This window comes from Pseudomonas fluorescens (genome assembly GCF_000730425.1).
GTDB classification, from domain to species: Bacteria; Pseudomonadota; Gammaproteobacteria; order Pseudomonadales; family Pseudomonadaceae; genus Aquipseudomonas; species Aquipseudomonas fluorescens_X.
In genome coordinates this window covers 427,381-446,487 of the sequence record NZ_CP008896.1, presented here as the reverse complement: position 1 = coordinate 446,487, position 19,107 = coordinate 427,381, and the positions used below count along the sequence as shown (strand labels likewise).

The 19,107-nt window shown below is 62.1% G+C and carries 19 protein-coding genes; 13 read left to right on the top strand and 6 right to left on the bottom strand.

All coding sequences use genetic code 11. The features are described 5' to 3' along the window. Window positions 1-87 precede the first annotated feature (87 nt). On the bottom strand, window positions 88-873 hold the full coding sequence (locus HZ99_RS01835) for a sulfite exporter TauE/SafE family protein (protein ID WP_038440920.1): 786 nt from the start codon (window positions 871-873) through the stop codon (window positions 88-90). Window positions 874-1,076: 203 nt separating this feature from the next. Here HZ99_RS01835 and HZ99_RS01830 point away from each other — a divergent pair, with 203 nt between their 5' ends. The 6 genes from HZ99_RS01830 (at window position 1,077) to HZ99_RS01805 (ending at window position 5,349) form a co-directional block, all read left to right on the top strand. After that, window positions 1,077-1,598, top strand: a complete 522-nt coding sequence (locus tag HZ99_RS01830; protein ID WP_038440919.1) for a DUF3455 domain-containing protein — start codon at window positions 1,077-1,079, stop codon at window positions 1,596-1,598. A gap of 91 nt (window positions 1,599-1,689) precedes the next feature. Continuing rightward, window positions 1,690-2,229 carry a sigma-70 family RNA polymerase sigma factor gene (locus HZ99_RS01825; protein WP_038440917.1) on the top strand — a complete coding sequence of 180 codons (540 nt, stop codon included), beginning with the start codon at window positions 1,690-1,692 and terminating at the stop codon, window positions 2,227-2,229. Next, window positions 2,226-2,918, top strand: coding sequence for an anti-sigma factor (locus HZ99_RS01820; protein WP_038440915.1), 693 nt, complete (start codon window positions 2,226-2,228; stop codon window positions 2,916-2,918). Before HZ99_RS01825 ends, HZ99_RS01820 begins: the two co-directional genes overlap by 4 nt. Window positions 2,919-3,002: 84 nt before the next feature. Further along, window positions 3,003-3,560 (top strand): UPF0149 family protein, encoded by a 558-nt coding sequence (locus HZ99_RS01815; protein WP_038440913.1) that lies wholly within the window; start codon window positions 3,003-3,005, stop codon window positions 3,558-3,560. A gap of 101 nt (window positions 3,561-3,661) precedes the next feature. Next, complete coding sequence (locus HZ99_RS01810) at window positions 3,662-4,918, top strand: 3-phosphoshikimate 1-carboxyvinyltransferase (RefSeq protein WP_038440911.1); 1,257 nt, start codon at window positions 3,662-3,664, stop codon at window positions 4,916-4,918. A gap of 32 nt (window positions 4,919-4,950) precedes the next feature. Next, a complete protein-coding gene (locus HZ99_RS01805; RefSeq protein WP_038440910.1) occupies window positions 4,951-5,349 on the top strand; it encodes a hypothetical protein in 399 nt (132 codons plus the stop codon). Window positions 5,350-5,423: 74 nt separating this feature from the next. Here HZ99_RS01805 and HZ99_RS01800 read toward each other — a convergent pair whose 3' ends face one another. Continuing rightward, on the bottom strand, window positions 5,424-6,107 hold the full coding sequence (locus tag HZ99_RS01800; RefSeq protein ID WP_038440908.1) for a GNAT family N-acetyltransferase: 684 nt from the start codon (window positions 6,105-6,107) through the stop codon (window positions 5,424-5,426). A gap of 27 nt (window positions 6,108-6,134) precedes the next feature. After that, window positions 6,135-7,040, bottom strand: a complete 906-nt coding sequence (locus HZ99_RS01795; protein WP_038440906.1) for a LysR family transcriptional regulator — start codon at window positions 7,038-7,040, stop codon at window positions 6,135-6,137. A gap of 119 nt (window positions 7,041-7,159) precedes the next feature. Between HZ99_RS01795 and HZ99_RS01790 the strand changes: the two genes are divergently transcribed. The 6 genes from HZ99_RS01790 to HZ99_RS01765 all read left to right on the top strand — a co-directional run bounded on the left by HZ99_RS01790 (window position 7,160) and on the right by HZ99_RS01765 (window position 15,168). Beyond that, window positions 7,160-8,380 (top strand): MFS transporter, encoded by a 1,221-nt coding sequence (locus tag HZ99_RS01790; protein WP_038440905.1) that lies wholly within the window; start codon window positions 7,160-7,162, stop codon window positions 8,378-8,380. Between the two features lie 54 nt (window positions 8,381-8,434). Then, complete coding sequence (locus HZ99_RS01785; RefSeq protein WP_038440903.1) at window positions 8,435-9,145, top strand: FadR/GntR family transcriptional regulator; 711 nt, start codon at window positions 8,435-8,437, stop codon at window positions 9,143-9,145. A 112-nt stretch (window positions 9,146-9,257) separates the two neighbouring features. Continuing rightward, window positions 9,258-10,451 carry an L-2-hydroxyglutarate oxidase gene (lhgO, locus tag HZ99_RS01780; RefSeq protein ID WP_038440901.1) on the top strand — a complete coding sequence of 398 codons (1,194 nt, stop codon included), beginning with the start codon at window positions 9,258-9,260 and terminating at the stop codon, window positions 10,449-10,451. Window positions 10,452-10,635: 184 nt separating this feature from the next. Next, entirely contained in the window at window positions 10,636-11,964 is a 1,329-nt protein-coding gene (locus HZ99_RS01775) for an MFS transporter (protein WP_038440899.1), read from the top strand. Between the two features lie 80 nt (window positions 11,965-12,044). Then, on the top strand, window positions 12,045-12,896 hold the full coding sequence (locus HZ99_RS01770) for a CAP domain-containing protein (RefSeq protein ID WP_038440897.1): 852 nt from the start codon (window positions 12,045-12,047) through the stop codon (window positions 12,894-12,896). An 85-nt stretch (window positions 12,897-12,981) separates the two neighbouring features. Next, window positions 12,982-15,168, top strand: coding sequence for a GAF domain-containing protein (locus HZ99_RS01765; RefSeq protein WP_038440895.1), 2,187 nt, complete (start codon window positions 12,982-12,984; stop codon window positions 15,166-15,168). Window positions 15,169-15,170: 2 nt separating this feature from the next. Here HZ99_RS01765 and HZ99_RS01760 read toward each other — a convergent pair whose 3' ends face one another. Then, entirely contained in the window at window positions 15,171-16,298 is a 1,128-nt protein-coding gene (locus HZ99_RS01760; RefSeq protein WP_051903001.1) for a GGDEF domain-containing protein, read from the bottom strand. 206 nt (window positions 16,299-16,504) lie between these two features. Between HZ99_RS01760 and HZ99_RS01755 the strand changes: the two genes are divergently transcribed. Further along, window positions 16,505-17,362, top strand: coding sequence for a hypothetical protein (locus HZ99_RS01755; RefSeq protein ID WP_144243143.1), 858 nt, complete (start codon window positions 16,505-16,507; stop codon window positions 17,360-17,362). A gap of 69 nt (window positions 17,363-17,431) precedes the next feature. Here HZ99_RS01755 and HZ99_RS27340 read toward each other — a convergent pair whose 3' ends face one another. Both HZ99_RS27340 and HZ99_RS01745 read right to left on the bottom strand, forming a co-directional pair. Further along, the gene (locus HZ99_RS27340) at window positions 17,432-17,854 is read right to left on the bottom strand and encodes a histidine kinase (protein WP_144243142.1); all 423 of its coding nucleotides are present in this window, start codon (window positions 17,852-17,854) and stop codon (window positions 17,432-17,434) included. Window positions 17,855-17,876: 22 nt separating this feature from the next. Next, complete coding sequence (locus HZ99_RS01745) at window positions 17,877-19,091, bottom strand: EAL domain-containing protein (protein ID WP_038440890.1); 1,215 nt, start codon at window positions 19,089-19,091, stop codon at window positions 17,877-17,879. Window positions 19,092-19,107: the final 16 nt, after the last annotated feature.

Here is a 19,107-nt window from a genome sequence, read left to right as displayed (position 1 = left end):
TTGTAGGAGCTGGCTTGCCAGCGATAACCGTCAACGATAACGCTCGGTACCTGGCACCCTACGGTCGATAGCCGAATGTGGGTTGGGTCAGAACGCCAGCTTGAAGCCAATCAACCCCAGCATCACCGCCAGGCACGGGCGCAGCAGTTCGTCCGGTACACGGCCTGACATATGGCTGCCAACATAGATGCCCGGCAGCGAGCCCATCAGCAAGAACCCCAACAAATGCCAGTCCATGTTGCCCATGCTCGCGTGCCCAAGGCCGGCGACCAGGGTCAGCGGTACGGCGTGGGCGATTTCGGTGCCCACCAGGCGCTTGGTGGCCAGGAACGGGTACAGGATAAACAGCGCCACGGTGCCCAGGGCGCCCGCACCGATGGAGGTCAGAGCCACCATGGTGCCAAGGATTGCCCCCGTGAACACCGTCAGCCCGTTAAGGTTGCGCGGGCTCATATGGTAGTGGTCACCCGCATGGCGCTGGGCAAAGGCCAGGAGTTTTTTCTTGAACAGAATCGCCAGGGCGGTCAGCAACAGCACCACGCCCAGGGCTTGCTTGATCACCTCGTTCATCGCGCTGGGATCAGTGTGCAGACTCTTGAGGAACCACAGCGTCAGCAACACGGCCGGAACGCTGCCCAAGGTCAGCCAGCCGGTGATAGTCCAATCGATGTTCTTGTTCTTGCCATGCACCAGCACCCCACCGGCCTTGGTGATGGCGGCATACAGCAGGTCGGTGCCCACGGCCGTGGCCGGGTTGATGCCGAACCACAACAAGATCGGGGTCATCAGCGACCCACCACCGACACCGGTCATGCCGACAATAAAACCAACAATCAGGCCTGCAACCACAAAACCAACATTACCCACATCCATTACAGCTACCTGCGGCCTTATAAAATTCTGGCGGCAGCATAGCGATTTTTCTTATAACGACTTATATCAATACGATCTGACTTTATTCCTTTTGTATCTCACCGATTTATTTATCGCGCCGTGCATCCAGCCGACCGTGCCGTGAGTAGTACAGGGAGTAGCCACAGCGCTGCTTTGCTGTTCACCCTTACGGAGAGACACCGATGAACACTAAACCCCTGCTCTGCCTGGCCGGCCTGCTGCTCGCTACCCCGGCGGCCTTTGCCCAGGCCAGCCTGCCCGACAGCATCAAGGTACCGGACGGACACAAGGTGACCATGGAAACCACCGGTGTCGGCGAAATCACCTACGAATGCCGCGACAAGGCCAACGCTACCGGCCAGACCGAATGGGCCTTCGTCGGCCCCAAGGCGGTGCTCAATGACCGTAGCGGCAAGCAGGTGGGCACCTACTTTGGCCCGCCGGCCACCTGGCAGGCCCAGGACGGCTCGAAAGTCATTGGCACGCAGTTGGCCGTGGCGCCGTCCAGCGCGGGTAACCTGCCCTACCAACTGGTCAAGGCCAACCCGGCTGAGGGCCAGGGTGCAATGAGCGGTGTCAGCTATATCCAACGGGTAGCGCTCAAGGGTGGCGTGGCGCCGGGTACTGAATGCAGCCCCGCCAACAAGGGCCAGCAGGAAGTGGTGAAGTACCAGGCGGACTACATCTTCTGGGTGGCCAAATGATGCGCCCGGCAAAAAAACTCGTCTAAGCTGCTGCGATAGCACCCCGGCCACTCTGGGCCGGGGACTGACCCTGAAATGGCGGCCCCATTCCTTGCCCGAACCTCTCTTTGACTATGAAGCCTGCCTGTTGGCCTGCGCCCGCGGCGAACAGCACGCCTTGCGTCAGTTGTACGAACAGGATTGCGCCCGTCTGCTCGGCGTGGCCAAGCGCATTGCACGGGACACGGCCCTGGCGGAGGACATCGTGCATGAGGCATTTATCAATATCTGGAACGGCGCCGGCGGTTTCGATCCACGCCGGGGCTCGGCCCGTGGCTGGGTCTATAGCGTGACCCGGCATATGGCACTCAACGTCGTGCGCAAAAAGGGCCGCGAAGTCGCACTCAGTGATGAGCATGAACACACGCTGGAGGCTGAAACCAGTGCCGAGCATTTCGAGTACCGTGCCCGTAGCGCCAAGGTTTACCAGTGCCTGGAACACCTGGAACCGTCGCGTCGCAGTTGCCTGCTGCATGCGTATGTCGATGGCCTGTCCCACCGTGAAATCGCACAGAAACTGGGCACCCCGCTGGGGACTGTCAAAGCCTGGATCAAACGCAGCCTAGCGGCACTGCGTGAGTGCCTGGCATGACCCCCGACGAATTGAACGAACTGGCCAGCGAATACGTGCTGGGCACCCTGGCAGCCGAGCAACGCCTGCAGGTGCAGCAACGCCTGGAACACGATGGGCCTTTGCGCGCGGCGGTAGATGCCTGGGAACAGCGCCTGTTGCCCCTGACCGAACTGGCCGAGCCGGTGGCGCCGTCACCCTACCTGTGGCGACGCATTGAACGCAGCCTGGGCCATCGTGCCGTGGGCGAGGCATCGCCGGTGCCATGGTGGAACCTGCTGGCACTGTGGCGCGGCCTGGCCGGTGCTGGCTTGTTGGCCAGCCTGGTCCTGGCCGCACTGCTACTGAGCCGCCCCGCCGCCGTCCACCCGACCGCCTACGTGGTGGTGCTGATGGCGCCGCAAAGCCAGGCGCCCGGCTGGGTGATCCAGGCCAGCACCCACCAGCAAATCCAGCTGATTCCCCTGGGCATGATGGAGATACCGGCCGACAAGGCACTGGAGTTCTGGACCAAGGGCGATGACTGGCAAGGTCCGGTTTCCCTGGGGCTGGTCAAACCGGGCCAGAGCCTGACGATCCCACTGGACAAACTGCCACCGCTGGTACCCAACCAGTTATTCGAGATGACCCTGGAAGGCCCCAATGGCTCGCCAACCGGTAAGCCCACCGGGCCGATCCAGGCGATTGGCCGTGCGGTGAAGGTGATCTAGCACTGGATTTAAACGCCGACTCGCGCCATCCTCCGCGCTTTACGCCGCCTTATCTGCGGCGCTTGACGCTCAAAGGATATGTTCATGCACGACCACGCCCTCGCCCCTGCCGATTTCGAGTTCATCGAAGACATCCTCCTGAAGTACGGCGACGATAACTCGGTGTTGAACCTGGCCGAGCTCGATGGCTACTTCACCGCCCTGGCCTGCGGCCCGGCTCCGGTGGACGTTGCCATCTGGTTCCCGGCCATCTGGGGCGGCGAGCACCCAGCGTGGGAAAGCAAGGAAGAACTCGGGCAATTTATCGACCTGTGCACGCGCCATCTCACGAACATCGCCCAGCAACTGGCCACCGACGCCCAGGCTTTCAAGGCGCGCTTTGAACAAACCGAACACCAGGGCCAGGCGCTGACCCTCGCCGAGGAATGGTGCTTTGGCTATATCCGTGGCGCCGCGATCAGCCAATGGCCCACCCTGCCAGCCGAGCAAGCCGCCCAGTTGGAAACCATCTCCTGGTGTGCCGAACAGGACAACTTCGAATTGCCGGCAGACCTGGATGTCGCGGCCCATCAACAACACGTGGCGCGCATCGAACCGGCGGCCAGGGCCTTGTATGCCTATTGGTTGAGCCAACGCGCTTAAACCCGCGCATGATTTGACCCTGCCCTGCCGGATGGTCGATTATTCGTCTCCGCCAGCCGGCCACTCCCAGCCACCGCGCCTTGAATCAGGAGCCTTGTACCTTGAGTTCGCAGAAAACCGTGACCGTGACACCGCCCAACTTTCCATTGCACGGCAAGGTAGCGCCTCCCGGCTCCAAATCCATTACCAACCGCGCCCTGTTGCTGGCAGCCCTGGCCAAGGGCACCAGCCGCCTGAGTGGCGCGCTCAAAAGCGACGATACCCGGCATATGTCCGTGGCCTTGCGCCAGATGGGCGTGACCATCGATGAACCGGATGACGTCACCTTCGTCGTCACCGGCCACGGCAAGCTGCAACTGCCGGCGCAGCCGCTGTTCCTCGGCAATGCCGGCACCGCGATGCGCTTCCTCACGGCCGCCGTGGCGACCGTGGAAGGCACTGTGGTACTCGACGGCGACGAGTACATGCAAAAGCGCCCTATCGGCCCGCTGCTGGCGACCCTGAACCACAACGGCATCCAGGTGCAAAGCCCCACCGGCTGCCCGCCGGTGACTGTGCATGGCAGCGGCCGGGTCCAGGCCAAGCGCTTCGAAATCGACGGCGGCCTGTCCAGCCAGTACGTGTCGGCACTGCTGATGCTCGCCGCCTGCGGTGAAGCGCCTATCGAAGTGGCCCTGACCGGCAAGGACATCGGCGCCCGTGGCTATGTCGACCTGACCCTGGACTGCATGCGCGCGTTTGGCGCCCAGGTGGACGTGCTCAACGACAGCACCTGGCGCGTGGCCCCTACCGGCTATACCGCCAACGATTACCTGATCGAGCCCGATGCATCTGCCGCCACCTACTTGTGGGCCGCCGAAGTACTCACCGGCGGCCGTATCGACCTGGGCGTGGCCCCAGAGGACTTCACCCAACCCGACGCCAAGGCCCAGGCCGTGATCGCCCGGTTCCCGCAGATGCCGGCCACGGTGGTCGGCTCGCAGATGCAGGACGCGATCCCCACCCTGGCGGTGCTGGCGGCGTTCAACAACACCCCGGTGCGCTTCACCGAACTGGCCAACCTGCGGGTCAAGGAATGCGACCGGGTGCAGGCGCTGCATGACGGTCTCAACGAGATCCGCCCGGGGCTGGCGACCCTTATCGGTGACGACTTGCTGGTGGCCAGCGATCCGACACTGGCCGGCACCGCGTGCACCGCGCTGATCGACACCCATGCCGACCACCGTATCGCCATGTGCTTCGCACTGGCGGGCCTGAAAGTCTCGGGCATCCGGATCCAGGACCCCGACTGCGTAGGCAAGACCTACCCTCAATACTGGAATGCCCTGGGTAGCCTGGGCGTGCAACTGACCTACTAAGCCGTCATCAACAGCGTGGGGAGGGAGTGATCATGACAATTCGCCAACCCTGCCCACCTGCTGTATGTGACTGCGAGCGCGAGCAATTGCTCGAGGCACCCGGTACCGACCAGCGCATCCTGCAATTGACCCGCCAGGAAGAAAAAAAGCTGCTCGAACGCCTGGAAAACCTGCAAAGCCTGGCCGATCTGGAACGTATGCAGCACCTGATGCACCAGCAACTGGGCATCCGCGTGCATATCGCCCCTGGCCATACCGAAGTCAAAAGCATGCGCGGGATCCAGATCGTGATCGACGAACTGCCGGGGCTGTGTCGCAAGACCCGGCAGTCGATTCCGGCGGCGATTCGCAAAGGGCTGGAGAAACGGCCGGAAATTGCGTACCGGTTACTCGATGCCCACGACCTTTTTCGCGACACCCCATCCCTGTAGGAACCGGCTTGCCGGCGATGACGGCATTTGGATGTGCACAGAGCTCAAGGAGGCCATCGCCGGCAAGCCGGCTCCTACACGGGAAAGCAGCTCTGTACAAACAACCGGGCCTTGCGGGTCATCTGGTCGAAATGCCGGTCGCGCTGTTTTTCGGCGTCGATCATCGCGCGCTTGCCGTGTTTGTGTAGCAGGTAAGTGTGGATTTGCCGCACCTCCAGCGAGCTGTAGATCGACGCCACATCCAACACCCCCATCAGGCCACCGGTGCTGTAGTCGCGGGTATTCATCAACACCTGGGTGCCACGCACACCACGCACCTGAAAGCCCATGGAGGTGAAGGCCGGGACTTTTTCCACGGCGCAGGTCAGTTCGCCGTGGGGGTAACGGCCGAGCATCTCATCGATCATCGCCCGCGCCACACCCTGGCGACGATGGCTGGCGTGCACCGCCATATACGCCACGCCGCAAGCCTGGGGATCGTCCTTGACCGGCAGGTACAGCAAGAAGCCGACGACCTTGGCCGGGTCCTGCCGGTCCATCGCGACGATCAGCTCGACCGCAATGCCCTTGGCCCCACCCACCGCCTCCAGGTACAGGTGCACTTCGTAGCCGATTGCATACTGGTAGATGTTGTACAACAGGTTGCTCGGGGGAATGGCGACGCTACTGATATCGGTCAGGTAGTCGACCACCATCTGCAGGATCTGACTGTTGACGGGCTCGGGACATGGGGTTGCGTAATGGGTAAGGGTGAACATCGAATTCCTGTTTCCTGGTGTTTCGCATCAAGGCTGTGGGGATTGTACCTGTTCTGCGCCGCACACCTCGCGCAAACAGCCGCGCAACCAGCGATGGGCCAGGTCGGCATCCAGCCGCGGATGCCAGAGCATCGCCACGCTGAACGGCGGGACCTCCACCGGCAGGGCAAAGCTGAACAGCCCATCGCGCAGGCCGCTGGTGTAGCGTTCGGGAACACTGGCGATCAGGTCGGTTCTATGCGCCAGCGCCACGGCCGTGGAGAACCCGGTGACGATGGTCGCTATGTCTCGCGTCAGGCCCTGTGCCTCAAGCGCATCGTCAATCTGCCCGCGCTCACGCCCGCGTCGGGACACATAAATATGCCGACCGCCAGCGTAACGCGCGGCCGTGATCGGGCCTTGGCTCAGTGGATGGCCGGCGCGCACCACACCGATAAAGCGGTCGCGAAACAGTAATTGCGTGAGGGCTTGCGGGTTGGCGGTGCTATCGACCACACCGGTTTCCAGGTCCGCGCCGCTGTCGCGCAGCGGCGTACCGGGCTTGTGCACAAAATGCAGGCGCACCCCTGGCGCCTGCCCGGCGATATGGGCAAGCAGCGCCGGGCCGAAACTTTCGACGAAACCTTCGCTGGTGCGCAGCACAAAGGTGCGCACCAAGCCCTTGAGGTCCAGGCCCTGCAGCGGGCGCAGCAGCACCTCGGCATCCTGCACCAGTTGGCTGACCTGATCGCGCAACGCCAGGGCGCGGGGCGTCGGCACCAGGCCGCGGCCCGCGCGCACCAACAGTGGATCGCCGGTGGTTTCACGCAGCCGCGCCAACGCCCGGCTCATGGCCGAAGGGCTCAGGCCCAGGCGTTGGGCAGCACGGGCCACGCTGCCTTCGGCCAGCAGCACGTCCAGGGTAATCAGCAGGTTGAAGTCGGGAAGCGACATGGCGGTAATCCTCATCAGGCGTTTGACGCACCTATAACGTGCAACCGCTGCGTCTTCCGCCATGTTAGGCGCCGCCGTAGAGTGCGGGCAACGGCCACGGTGCAGAACAAGGAAATCCCATGACGCCCCCTACCCCACGCGGCGCGCTCGCCGGTTTGTCAATGTGCATGCTGCTGGCCTCGTTGGGCACCAGCATTGCTAATGTCGGCCTGCCCCAGATGGCCGAGACCTTTGCTGCTGCCTTTGGGGCAGTGCAATGGGTGGTTCTGAGCTATTTGCTGGCGATCACCGCCGTGCTGGTGAGCGTCGGGCGCCTGGGGGACCGCTTCGGGCATCGCCGCCTGCTGTTGGCGGGTGTGCTGGTGTTCGCCGTGGCGTGCGCCCTGTGCAGTGTCGCAGCCTCCCTTGGCATGCTGATTGGCGCGCGGGCGCTGCAAGGGGTGGGCGCGGCGATCATGATGGCCATGACCATGGCACTGGTCGCGGCCACCGTGCCCAAGGCCCAGACCGGGCGCGCCATGGGTTTGCTGGGGACTCTGTCTGCGGTAGGTACCGGCTTGGGGCCAGCCATCGGTGGCGCGCTGATTGCCGTGTCTGGCTGGCGCGCACTGTTTTTGATCATGCTGCCGTTGGCCGCCCTCGCTTTTGTGCTGGTGCAACGCGCGCGGGCCGATAGAGATCCACAACCAATGGGCGCCGGTCGCTTTAGTGTGTTCGCGACACTCCATGACCGAGCCCTGGGCGCCAGGCTGGGCCTGAGTACGCTGGTGGCTGCCGTGATGATGACCACCCTGGTTGCCGGGCCGTTTTACCTGAGCCATGGGGTAGGACTCGATCCCGCACAGATGGGCCTGGCAATGGCCGTCGGCCCCTGTATCGCGGCGCTGGCGGGAGTACCGGCCGGACGTCTGACCGACCGCTGCGGCAGTTACGCCACGACGCTTGGCGGCCTGCTGTTGATGCTGGCCGGCTGCCTGGCGCTGGCATTGGTTGCCCTGGGCACTGCCGGTTATATCGGCGCGCTGGCGACCCTCACCCTGGGCTACGCGCAATTCCAGGCGGCCAACAACACGGCGGTGATGAGCAACGTGTCGGCGGATCGACGCGGGGTGATTGCAGGCTGGCTGACCCTGTCGCGCAATCTGGGCCTGATTCTCGGCGCCTGGGCGTTGGGTGCGGTGTTTGCCTGGGGCACCGGCGACATCCATTCGGCCTTGCCCACAGCGGTTGGCCTGGGCCTGCGCATGGCCTTCGGGGTCGCATCGGGGCTGGTCGTGCTGGCGCTGTTGCTGGCCGTCGCCCACCGGGTCAAAACGCTGCAGGCCAGCACGGCGCCTTGACAAGGGAAAATCGTAACGGCTATTGTCTGACAACCTGATTACCTAGGTTTTGCCATGCTTGAGCTCCAGCGTCCAGATTCCCTCGTCGTGCGTGTTGTCAGCGCCATACGGGCCGAGATTGACTCCGGACACCTCGCGCCCGAGTCGCGCCTGCCTACCGAGCAGCAACTGGCAGAGCAACTGAATGTCAGCCGTTCGGTGGTGCGCGAGGCGATTGCCCAGCTCAAGGCCGATGGCGTGCTGACCGCCCGGCGAGGCTTGGGCTCGTTCATTTCGCAGACCCCGGCCGGCACGGTGTTCCGTTTTCCGGAGAAGAACGGCCGGCGCCCCGACCTCGCGCAAATGTTCGAAGTGCGCCTGTGGATCGAAACCCAGGCTGCCTCCATTGCTGCCCAACGCCGCGACGCCGGCGACCTGCAGCGCATGAAACAGGCCTTGCAGGAAATGCACGACAAGCGCGCGGACTTTGAAGCCGCTGCACTGGCCGACGTGGAATTTCACCGGGCCATCGCCGACGCCAGCAAAAACGAATACTTCGTCGCCTTCCACGACTTTTTGCGCAGCCAGTTGGCCAGCGCCCGCAAGGCCGCCTGGGAAAACTCCGCATCGCGCTTTGCCAGCGGCTCGGCGGATGCCACCCAGGAACACCAGGCTTTGTACCAGGCCATCGTTGACGCCGACCCCCAAGGCGCCGCCGCGGCTGCCGAGGCGCATTTGCGGGCGGCCGCCAAACGCCTGCAACTGGAGCTGCCCGCTACCCACTGATTGATCCCACACCCGTGAAGCGTGCCTGCGGGCGCGCCGTTTTTTTAACAACACCATTAGTCTGACAACCTGATAAGCAGACTGAAATACACTGATCTAGGTAGCCCCACACATGATTTATGACTTTTGCATCATCGGCGGTGGCATTGTCGGCCTGGCCACCGCAATGGAGCTGCTCAAGCGCCAGCCCAATGCGTCACTGGTGATCCTGGAAAAGGAAGCGCTGCTGGCCAGGCACCAGACCGGCCACAACAGTGGTGTGATCCATGCCGGCATCTACTACGCGCCGGGCAGTCTCAAGGCGGATCTGTGCAAGCGCGGCGCCGAGGCCACCAAACAGTTCTGCCGCGAACATGGAATCAAGTTCGAGGTGTGCGGCAAGTTGCTGGTGGCGTCCAGCGCTCTGGAAGTGCAACGCATGGAAGCGCTGTATGCACGCTCACAACTCAATGGGATGAACGTCGAGCGCCTGGATGCCGATCAACTGCGTGCCCGCGAGCCGAATATCATCGGCCTTGGCGGGCTGTTCCTCGACGCCACCGGGATTGTCGACTATCGCCAGGTCTGCGAAACCATGGCCGGGGTGATTCGCCGCAAGGGCGGTGAGATCTGCCTGGAAAAAACCGTCACCGCCATCGCTGAAGACACCGACAAAGTCACCATCAGCACCCACGACGGCGCCTGGCAAGCACGGCACCTGGTCGTGTGCGCCGGCCTGCAGTCAGACCGCCTGGCGACCCTGGCCGGGATCGATATCGACCACCAGATCATCCCGTTCCGTGGTGAATACTTCCGCCTGCCCGCGTCGAAAAACAACATCGTCAGCCACTTGATCTACCCGATCCCGGATCCGCAATTGCCGTTCCTGGGGGTGCACCTGACCCGCATGATCGATGGCAGCGTCACCGTCGGCCCCAATGCCGTACTGGGCCTGGGCCGGGAGAACTACAAGAAGTTTTCGGTCAACTGGAAGGATGTGGCCGAGTACGCGCGCTTCCCCGGTTTCTGGAAAACCCTCTGGCAGAACCTCGGTTCCGGCAGCGTGGAAATGAAGAACTCGCTGTTCAAGTCCGGCTACCTGGAGCAATGCCGCAAGTATTGCCCGTCCCTGGAACTCGATGACCTGCTGCCCTACGAAGCCGGGATCCGCGCCCAGGCGGTGATGCGCGACGGCACCCTGGTGCACGATTTCCTGTTCGCCCAGACGCCGCGCATGTTGCACGTGTGCAATGCGCCTTCACCGGCGGCCACCTCGGCCATTCCGATCGGCGAAATGATCGCCGACCGCCTGTTCAAGCCCAGCTGAAAGCCCCGACACAAATCCCCTGTGGGAGCTGTCTCGCCCCGCGAGGCTGCGATCGCGGCGGCAAAGGCAACACATGTATCGCCTGCCCCACCGCTATCGCAGCCGCGCCAAGGCTCGACAGCTCCCACAGTTGAGCGCGTTCGCAACACCCTAATAAATACAATGACTGAGAAGGAAGTACAGCATGACGGCAACAGCCCACAACCCGGCCACGGTGGAAACCCCGGCACACACCAAGAAGCGCCTGCGCAAGGTCGCTGCCGCCACCATTTTCGGTTCGATGCTGGAGTGGTACGACTTCTACCTCTACGCAACCATGGCAGCGATTGTCTTTTCGAAGATCTTCTTTGATAACAGTGACCCGAAAACCGCGACCCTGATGGCCTTCTCTACCTTTGCCATCGGCTTTATCGCCCGCCCCTTCGGCGGCATCCTGTTCGGCTACCTGGGTGACAAGTTCGGCCGCAAGCATGTGCTGGTGCTGACGTTCTGCATGATGGGCGTGTGCACCACGCTGATCGGCCTGATCCCCAGCTACGCCTCGATTGGCATCTGGGCGCCGATCATTCTGGTGTTTATCCGCATCATCCAGGGCCTGGGCGCCGGTGCCGAGTTGTCGGGGGCAGCAGTCACCTCCTACGAGCACGCCTCAGAAGGCAAGCGCGGCAGCCAGGGGGCCTGGCCGGCGCTGGGGTTGAACCTGGGCTTGCTGCTGTCATCGCTGACCGTGTACCTGCTGACCATCAATGGCAATGAGTTCCTGCTGGCCGGCGGCTGGCGCATTCCGTTCATCTGCAGCATCGCCCTGGTGGGTGTTGGCTTGTGGGTGCGTAGCAGCATTCCGGAAACCCCGGAGTTCAAGGAGCTGAGCAAAGAGCCGGCCAAGGCCAAGGTCTCGCCGCTCAAGGCCCTGTTCAAAAATGACCTCAAGGGCCTGGCGGTGGTGTTCTTCGTGGCGGTTGGCTACAACGCCCTGAGCTACATCTTCAAGACTTTTTCCCTGGCCTACCTCACCCAGTTCAAGGGTGTCGACGTGCATGTCACTTCGCTGTCGGTGACCATCGCCAGCCTGGTGGCCATTGTCGCCGTGCCGTGCTTCGGCTGGCTGTGTGACAAGTGGAGCAGCAAGTCGGTACTGGTACTTGGCGGTGTGCTCTCGCTGCTGTTCGCCTACCCGTTCCTGGCGCTGTTGAACACTGGTGAAAGCCTGATGATCTACCTGGCCATCGGGATCGGCACCGGGATCCTCGCCCCGATGATGTTTGCCCCCCAGGGTTCGTTCCTGAGCCGTCAGTTCCCGACCCAGACCCGCTCCTCGGGCTTCGGGACCGGACGTGAAATCGGTACGGCCATCGCCGGTGGCCTGGCGCCGCTGGGTGCCCTGTCGATGGTCGCGGCCTCGACCACTCACTCGACGGACGGCGTAGTGATCATCCTCGCTATCGCGTCGGTGCTGGTGGTGGTATTTGCCCTGTGTGACCAGGGCCGCAAGCACTCGACATTCAAGAACTGAGGGCAAAATGTTGCCCAAGGGGTGCATCTGCGCCCCTTCATCGCGCATCATGGGCACTTTCATGCTCAAGGGAAACGTCCATGCGCGCGCTGTCATTGATGATAGGTGTTACGACGCTGGCCGCCAGTCTGGTGTTTTGCGCCACGGCGTCGGCGAGCGAAGAGAGTCAATTGATCGACTCGATCAACCAATACCGCAGCCAGGTGCAGCGCTGTGGCGACCAGGGCTCCCAGGAGTTGCCACCCTTGGCGGTCGACCCGCGCCTGGTGTTGCCGGTCAACAATGTCGGCGATTTGCAGCAAGCCCTGGCCCAGGTGGCCTACCCGATGGTCAATGTGCAGGCGATCAGCCTGTCCGGGCCGCGCGATTGGCAATCGGCGATGAAAGCGGTGCGCGAGAGTTTCTGCCGGGTGGTGCTGGACCCGCAATTCGTCGATATCGGCGTCAGCAACAATGGCCAGGACTGGCGCATTGTCCTCGCCCGCCCACTGTTGAGTCGCGGCCTGGCCAGTTCGCAGGAGGCTGGCCCGCAGTTGCTGGAGATGGTCAACGCCGCCCGCAAGCAACCGCGCCAGTGTGGCGAGCAGGCCTTCGCTGCCACCACGCCGCTGGCCTGGAACGCCCAGTTGGCAAGCGCAGCTGACAGTCATGCACGCAACATGGCCAACCATAACTTCTTCGACCACCTGGACCGCGACGGCCGCACCCCGGGCGACCGGGCGGAACTGGCAGGTTATGCAGCCCAGCAGGTCGGTGAAAACATTGCAGCCGGCCTGGATACGCCGCGCAAAGTGGTCGACGGCTGGCTCGCCAGCCCCGGTCATTGCGCCAACCTGATGAACCCGCAGTTTCGCGAATTGGGCGCGGCCTATGGGCTGGATCCCAAGAGCGACGCCGGCATCTACTGGACGGCACTACTCGGTACGCAATAGCGCTGAACTGACCGCAGCGGTTCAGGTCTGTTGCTGGGCATTGCGATGCAATACCGCAGAGTGCGACAAATAAGGTAATCAGCAAATGACAGACTGGCTGCAAGATTGCGGCGAAATGGCCGGCCAAATTCGCCACCATGACTGGGCCAACACCCCGTTGGGGCCGATGGATCATTGGCCGGATGTACTCAAGACAACTGTTTCGTTGAGTCTTGCCTCCCATTTCCCCCAGGCGGTGGTCTGGGGCCCCGAGCTGATTACCCTGTACAACGACGCGTTCCTGCCGATCCTTGGCGATAAACCGCAAGGACTGGGCCAGCCCTTCAGTACCCTCTGGCAGGAAGCCTGGAGCCAGATCAGCCCGATCGCCGACGCAGCATTCGCCGGCCACGCCACGTTTATCGAAGACTTCCCGTTGATCATCGAGCGCGGTAGTGCGCCAGAACAGGCGTATTTCACGTTTTGCTACAGCCCCATCCGCGATGCCGGCGGCAAGGTCGTGGGCATTCTCGACACCGTGACCGAAACCACCAACTCAGTGTTCATGGCCCGCCGCCTCGCCGTGCTGGATGCGATCAGCAATGGTGTGGCCAACGCCAGCGATCCGGCGGCGATCATGGCGGCCACCACCCAGGTAGTGGCGAGTCACCTGAACCTGTCCAACTGCGCCTATGCCGACATGGAGGCCGACGAAAACGGCTTTACCATCCGCGGCAACTGGGCAGCAGAGGGTTCGCCCAGCATCGTGGGCCATTACCGCCTGGCTGACTTCGGCCAACTGGCAGTCAGGCGCCTGCAGGCCGGCGAGCCGTTGATCATCAATGACAACCTGACGGAGCTGACACCCGAGGAAGCCGCGACCTTCCAGGCCATTGGCGTGACGGCGACGCTTTGCATGCCGCTGATCAAGTCCGGACGCCTGACCGCACTCATGGCCATTCACGACCGCGTCCCGCGCCGCTGGTCGTCCTATGACCTGGCGCTCTTGCGTGAAGTCACGGAGCGCTCCTGGGCCCACATCGAACGGGTGCGTGCCGATGCCATCGTCCGCGAGGGCCTGTCGGCGCTGGCCGATTTGAATGCGACCCTGGAGCAACGGGTCATGGAACGCACCACCCAGCTCAACCAGACTGAAGCAGCGTTGCGCCAGTCCCAGAAGCTCGAAGCCATTGGCCAGTTAACCGGTGGTGTCGCGCACGACTTCAACAACCTGCTGACAATCATCCGCTCCTCGGTCGACTTCCTGCGCATGCCCAACCTGCCCGAAGAGCGCCGCCAGCGCTATATGAGTGCCGTGACCGATACGGTGGAACGTGCCAGCAAGCTGACCAGCCAATTGCTCGCATTCGCCCGGCGCCAACCACTGAACCCGCAGGTGTTCGATGTAGGCCTGCGTGTACAAAACATCGGCGACATGCTGGAGACGGTCACCGGCGCGCGGATCCATGTCAGCGTCCAATTGCCAGCACGGAACTGTTACGTCTGCGCGGACTCCAGTCAGTTTGAAACGGCCCTGATCAACATTGCCCTCAATGCCCGGGATGCAATGGACGGCCAGGGCACGCTGGTGTTGCGCCTGGAAAGGGACCAACCGCTGCCGAGCATTCGCGGGCATGGCGGCTCAGGCAAGCCCTTCGTGGCGATCTCCCTGGCGGACACCGGCAGCGGGATTGACTCGACGACCTTTGAACGCATCTTCGAACCGTTCTTCACCACCAAGGAGGTCGGCAAAGGCACCGGGCTTGGGCTGTCGCAGGTGTTCGGGTTTGCCAAGCAATCGGGAGGCAACGTCGATGTCGCCAGCGTGCTCGGCCAAGGCACGGTGTTTACCCTGTATCTGCCGCAGGTGGAGCCCGAGGCGATCCTCGACAGCGCCGTGCGGGCGCCACTTGAGCTGGACCCGCACGCCATGCAGCGACGCATCCTGATCGTGGAAGACAACCTGGAAGTGGGCCGCTTCGCCAACCAGATCCTGCAGGACCTGGGTTACCAGACCATCTGGGCCACCCATGCCGAAGAAGCCCTGGAGATGATCGGCCCGGATGCCCGGGCGTTCGATGGGGTGTTTTCCGACGTGGTGATGCCGGGCATGGGGGGCGTGGCGCTGGCACGGGAACTGCGCCGGCGCCGGCCCGACCTGCCGGTGATCCTCACATCCGGCTACAGCGAAGAGCTGGCCAATTGTGGCTATGACGGTTTTGAGTTCCTGGCCAAACCCTACTCTGCCGACCAGATCTCACGGGTGCTGGCCAAGGCCATGGGCAAGGATTGAAGCTAGGACGCAACCGCCACCTGGTTGCGACCCATGGCCTTGGCTCGGTACAACGCCTTGTCGGCAGTGTTCATCAGGTGCTGCAAGTCATCACCCACGGCATGGGTCGAAGCCACGCCCAGACTCGCACTCAATCCGTGAACCGGGTCGATGGTCAAGCCGGCAATGGCGCGGATCAGTTGCTCGCCGATGTCCCGCGCCACTTCGAGCGTGGTGTCGGGCAACAGCACCGCAAACTCCTCCCCCCCCAGGCGGCCGTAGATATCTGCCTGGCGAAAGGAGGCGCTGATGACCTGGCCAATCTGCCGTAAAACCCGGTCCCCGGCCTGGTGGCCGTAGGTGTCGTTGATGGCCTTGAAGTGATCCATGTCCAGCATCAACGCACACAGCGGCTGGTGGGTGCGCTTGCATTGGTCATACAGCACCTGAGCCTTGTCGAAGAACGCCCGGCGGTTCATCAGCCCGGTGAGCTCATCGGTCTGGGCCGCGCGCGTTGAAATACTGTGGGCCCGCTCTATTTCACGGGTCAGGCGAAACGCCGTTTCCAGAGCCTCGGACAATTTACGCGAGGCGCCCACGACAAATGACGAGAACACCAGCACGGCGATCGCCATGCCCATCTGCATCTTGGAAGGCTGCACCAGCAACCACAGGGTACACGGCAACAACACCAGGGCCATGGACACCAGGGTCATGGAACGGTAAGCCGAGTAGCACGACACCGCGCTGACCGACATGCCCACGGCAAAGAGCATGACCAGCGCCTGGGTCAAGCGGTCATCGGTGGGCATCACGGCAAAGGCCCCCATCCCCCAGATTCCGGCCGACAGCACCAGAGTGAGCCAATAATGGCGCTCCCAGCGCTGCGGCGTGCGCTCGCTGCGGGGGCTGCGAAAGTACCGGAGGAACATCGACAAACGCAGGAGTGACGAGCCTGCCAGCAATACCAGCCAGCCGATCATCAGGCGGGGATCAAGCCGGTCCCAACACAACCAGCACAGCATGCCCGCGGCCAGGTAGCTGCCTAAAACCGCAGAGAAGGATTGACGAAACAGTTGATGCAGGCGATCGGTGCGCACCTGCTCTTCGATGAAAAAATCCTGGTCCTGCTCACGTCCATGGCCATCCATTTGATTCGCCTGATCCATAGTGCCGCGACAAAATGGCATTGTGGCACCCTGCCAGCAGTCAGAATAGCGAAATCCGCTGAAAGTACCGCGTAACGCCCGTATTAAAGCCATTCGCGCTGAGGCTAAAGACTCATGCCCAGGGGCCGATAACGCAACGTCAATGACGCTCTCAGCCGTCAGGTTTCCCCATTGCAAGGAACATCACGATGAACATCGGCATCATGGGAACAAAAACAGTCATACGCACAGGTTCAATGATGGGGAAGTTTATTCCGTTCATTTATGTTTTCGTTGAAGACGAGTTGGCAAAGACCATTATCGGCATGGTGGTGCGCCCGGACCACGGCAACGGGCCGAAGTCTGCGGTCAAGTGCATCGTTTCCGGAGCCTGGATGAATCAGGCCGCTTGCATGTACGGCTTCTATACCTACGGCAATGAGTTGCATGACGCCTATCAGTTTCCGTTCTTCTCTGCACTGGCGGTCAATGACGGCGACGTGTCACAAGCCGAACTGGACAAGCGACTCAAGGCGGTGATCAAAGGCAGTCTCAATAACGATCAGGAAGCCATCAGGGACAAAATCAGGGCACACACCACACAGTTCACGCTGACCTATCTGCACGGCCCGAACGGTGAGACCATCAAAGGCCTGCCCGAATACAACCACAAGCACTGGTTCGAAGAAATTACCGAGCAGATGATTCTTGACCAGCATCAGGATGCACTGGCGCGTCCTGACCCATTGGGCCATCTAAGAACACAGCATGAGGTCAATACGTTGCTGGAGGTGATCGCGTATTCGCGCACCCTCTTCAATTCGAACGATGTATCGATAGAAAACCACAGAATCGACTACCACGCCTTTTACACATTGCTCAAGGCGTTCACTCCCCAGCGCCCTGACGATGTCATGAACAGCATTGAATACTATGTATTGCGCGCCATCAGACGCTACAACCCAGCCCGATGGGATGCGTATACGGCGCAAGTCCGGGAGCGGATCATGGCGCTGGCGGAGGAAAACCACGAGCGATTCCTGAACAGCCGTTTCGATCTGCGCTGAGCGCCTGGAACAATCTGGCGGCTTTCTGGCCATTGCCACGGTGCCCGGCCTGCTTGGCCGATGGCGGCCTCAGCCCGGTACGGGCAACCCACGGGCAACGCCATGCCTGGCCTGGCCATCGATCTGTTTCATGACCTGGGCCAGGATCGACCGATCCGGAACGCCAGAGGCGATAAAGCCATACCGTGGGAACAGGGTGTGGGTGCCGGGAGACACTTGAAGGGTTGCTCCCTTGTACATCAATGAATGCCTGATGCAGGCGTAGTCTGCCAGGAGCTGATTGAACCCGGCCCCGGCGGCCTGCACGGTTTCTTCATTGATCACCAGCAGGCCAAATGTGTCGATAGCGTTGTCCAGCAGCACGATCAACGCCTGCAATGATGAAACGGGCACAACCCGGTGATACCCCAGATACCCGAGGTCTTTCTCAATACTCATTCGCCGGGCGGGGTCGGCATCGACCAGCACAATGCGCAGACGTGGATCAGACATGTAAAGCCCTACTGTCGAAACATCAGAGAGTGCTGCGTGACGCCAGCGTCAGTTCCAGCCACGAGAGCACACCCGAGGCGCTCATGGGCCGGGCGCAGAGATAGCCCTGCCCCAGGGTGCAACCGAGCTTGAGCAAGCGCTGGCGCTGGTTTTCATGCTCGACGCCCTCCACCACGACCATCATGCCCAGCGCCTGGCCCAGTGCCAGCGTGCTGCTGATCACCGCACGGTTACGGGAGCTGGTCTCCAGGTCGCGGGCAAAACGGGCATCGAGCTTGATCTCGGTAAATGGCAGTTGGCACAGGCGCTCCAACGAGGAGTAACCGATACCAAAGTCATCGATAGACAGGCCCGCGCCCATCATCCGCAGGCGAATCAGGGTTTCGAGTACGCTGGAGGAGACTTCCAGCAACCCGCCTTCAGTGATTTCGAAGGTCAGTCGAGACGGATCGATCGCGTACTGCTCCAGTGCGTTGCACAGCCGTGGGAGCAGGGATTGATGTGCCAGTTGCCCAGCCTCCAGATTGAACGCCAGCGACAGGGTATGGCCCTGCTCCTGTGCTGTCTGCAGGAACGCCAGCGCCTGGTCAAGCTGGGCAAAAAACAGCTCGTCCATCAAGCCGAATTCAACCAGGCGTGGCAGAAAATCCGCCGGGCACAACACGCCGTCTTGCGGATGCTCCCAACGCGTCAGGACCTCAAGGCTGTCAACTTCACCGGTCGTCAGATTGAACTTGGGCTGGAAAAAGGCCTTGAGTTCATTCCCTGCGATGGCAAGTGCCAGGCGTGCCTTGCTGGCGGGTGCATGCCGAGGCTTCTGCGGCACGACATTCCCGACAGCGATCGTCGATTCCAGGTAGAGGGTCAACAGCGATGCGATCACTCCAGTACGCACCGAACAATCGATGTACCCCAGGACGCTGACCCCGAGCAGGCCGATCATGCGTTCGATGGCCTCGTGCAGGTCCTGGGCATGGGTGCTGCAAATGATGATTGATTTGACCCGACGGGTGCGGCTGATTGCTTCGAGGGTCGTCAGCCCCTGCATGCCCTCCTCCTTCAAGGTACATAGCACAATGTCTACCGGCCCGGCGCGATCAAGCAGCTTGAGGGCTGCCTCCACGTCGGCCGCAGCCAGCACGCAGTCACACCCCGCCTCCTCAAAGGCCTGAGTGGCAACGAGCCGCTTGAAGGGGTGCTCCTCGACGACCAGAACACGAATCGGTAGAAAGGACATGACAAATCACATATGA

Coding starts and splice junctions, on each gene's coding strand:
- HZ99_RS01835 (WP_038440920.1), bottom strand. CDS start 873: ATGGATGTGGGTAATGTTGGTTTTGTGGTTGCAGGCCTGATTGTTGGT.
- HZ99_RS01830 (WP_038440919.1), top strand. CDS start 1,077: ATGAACACTAAACCCCTGCTCTGCCTGGCCGGCCTGCTGCTCGCTACC.
- HZ99_RS01820 (WP_038440915.1), top strand. CDS start 2,226: ATGACCCCCGACGAATTGAACGAACTGGCCAGCGAATACGTGCTGGGC.
- HZ99_RS01815 (WP_038440913.1), top strand. CDS start 3,003: ATGCACGACCACGCCCTCGCCCCTGCCGATTTCGAGTTCATCGAAGAC.
- HZ99_RS01805 (WP_038440910.1), top strand. CDS start 4,951: ATGACAATTCGCCAACCCTGCCCACCTGCTGTATGTGACTGCGAGCGC.
- HZ99_RS01800 (WP_038440908.1), bottom strand. CDS start 6,107: ATGTTCACCCTTACCCATTACGCAACCCCATGTCCCGAGCCCGTCAAC.
- HZ99_RS01795 (WP_038440906.1), bottom strand. CDS start 7,040: ATGTCGCTTCCCGACTTCAACCTGCTGATTACCCTGGACGTGCTGCTG.
- HZ99_RS01790 (WP_038440905.1), top strand. CDS start 7,160: ATGACGCCCCCTACCCCACGCGGCGCGCTCGCCGGTTTGTCAATGTGC.
- HZ99_RS01785 (WP_038440903.1), top strand. CDS start 8,435: ATGCTTGAGCTCCAGCGTCCAGATTCCCTCGTCGTGCGTGTTGTCAGC.
- lhgO (WP_038440901.1), top strand. CDS start 9,258: ATGATTTATGACTTTTGCATCATCGGCGGTGGCATTGTCGGCCTGGCC.
- HZ99_RS01775 (WP_038440899.1), top strand. CDS start 10,636: ATGACGGCAACAGCCCACAACCCGGCCACGGTGGAAACCCCGGCACAC.
- HZ99_RS01770 (WP_038440897.1), top strand. CDS start 12,045: ATGCGCGCGCTGTCATTGATGATAGGTGTTACGACGCTGGCCGCCAGT.
- HZ99_RS01765 (WP_038440895.1), top strand. CDS start 12,982: ATGACAGACTGGCTGCAAGATTGCGGCGAAATGGCCGGCCAAATTCGC.
- HZ99_RS01760 (WP_051903001.1), bottom strand. CDS start 16,298: ATGGATGGCCATGGACGTGAGCAGGACCAGGATTTTTTCATCGAAGAG.
- HZ99_RS01755 (WP_144243143.1), top strand. CDS start 16,505: ATGAACATCGGCATCATGGGAACAAAAACAGTCATACGCACAGGTTCA.
- HZ99_RS27340 (WP_144243142.1), bottom strand. CDS start 17,854: ATGTCTGATCCACGTCTGCGCATTGTGCTGGTCGATGCCGACCCCGCC.
- HZ99_RS01745 (WP_038440890.1), bottom strand. CDS start 19,091: ATGTCCTTTCTACCGATTCGTGTTCTGGTCGTCGAGGAGCACCCCTTC.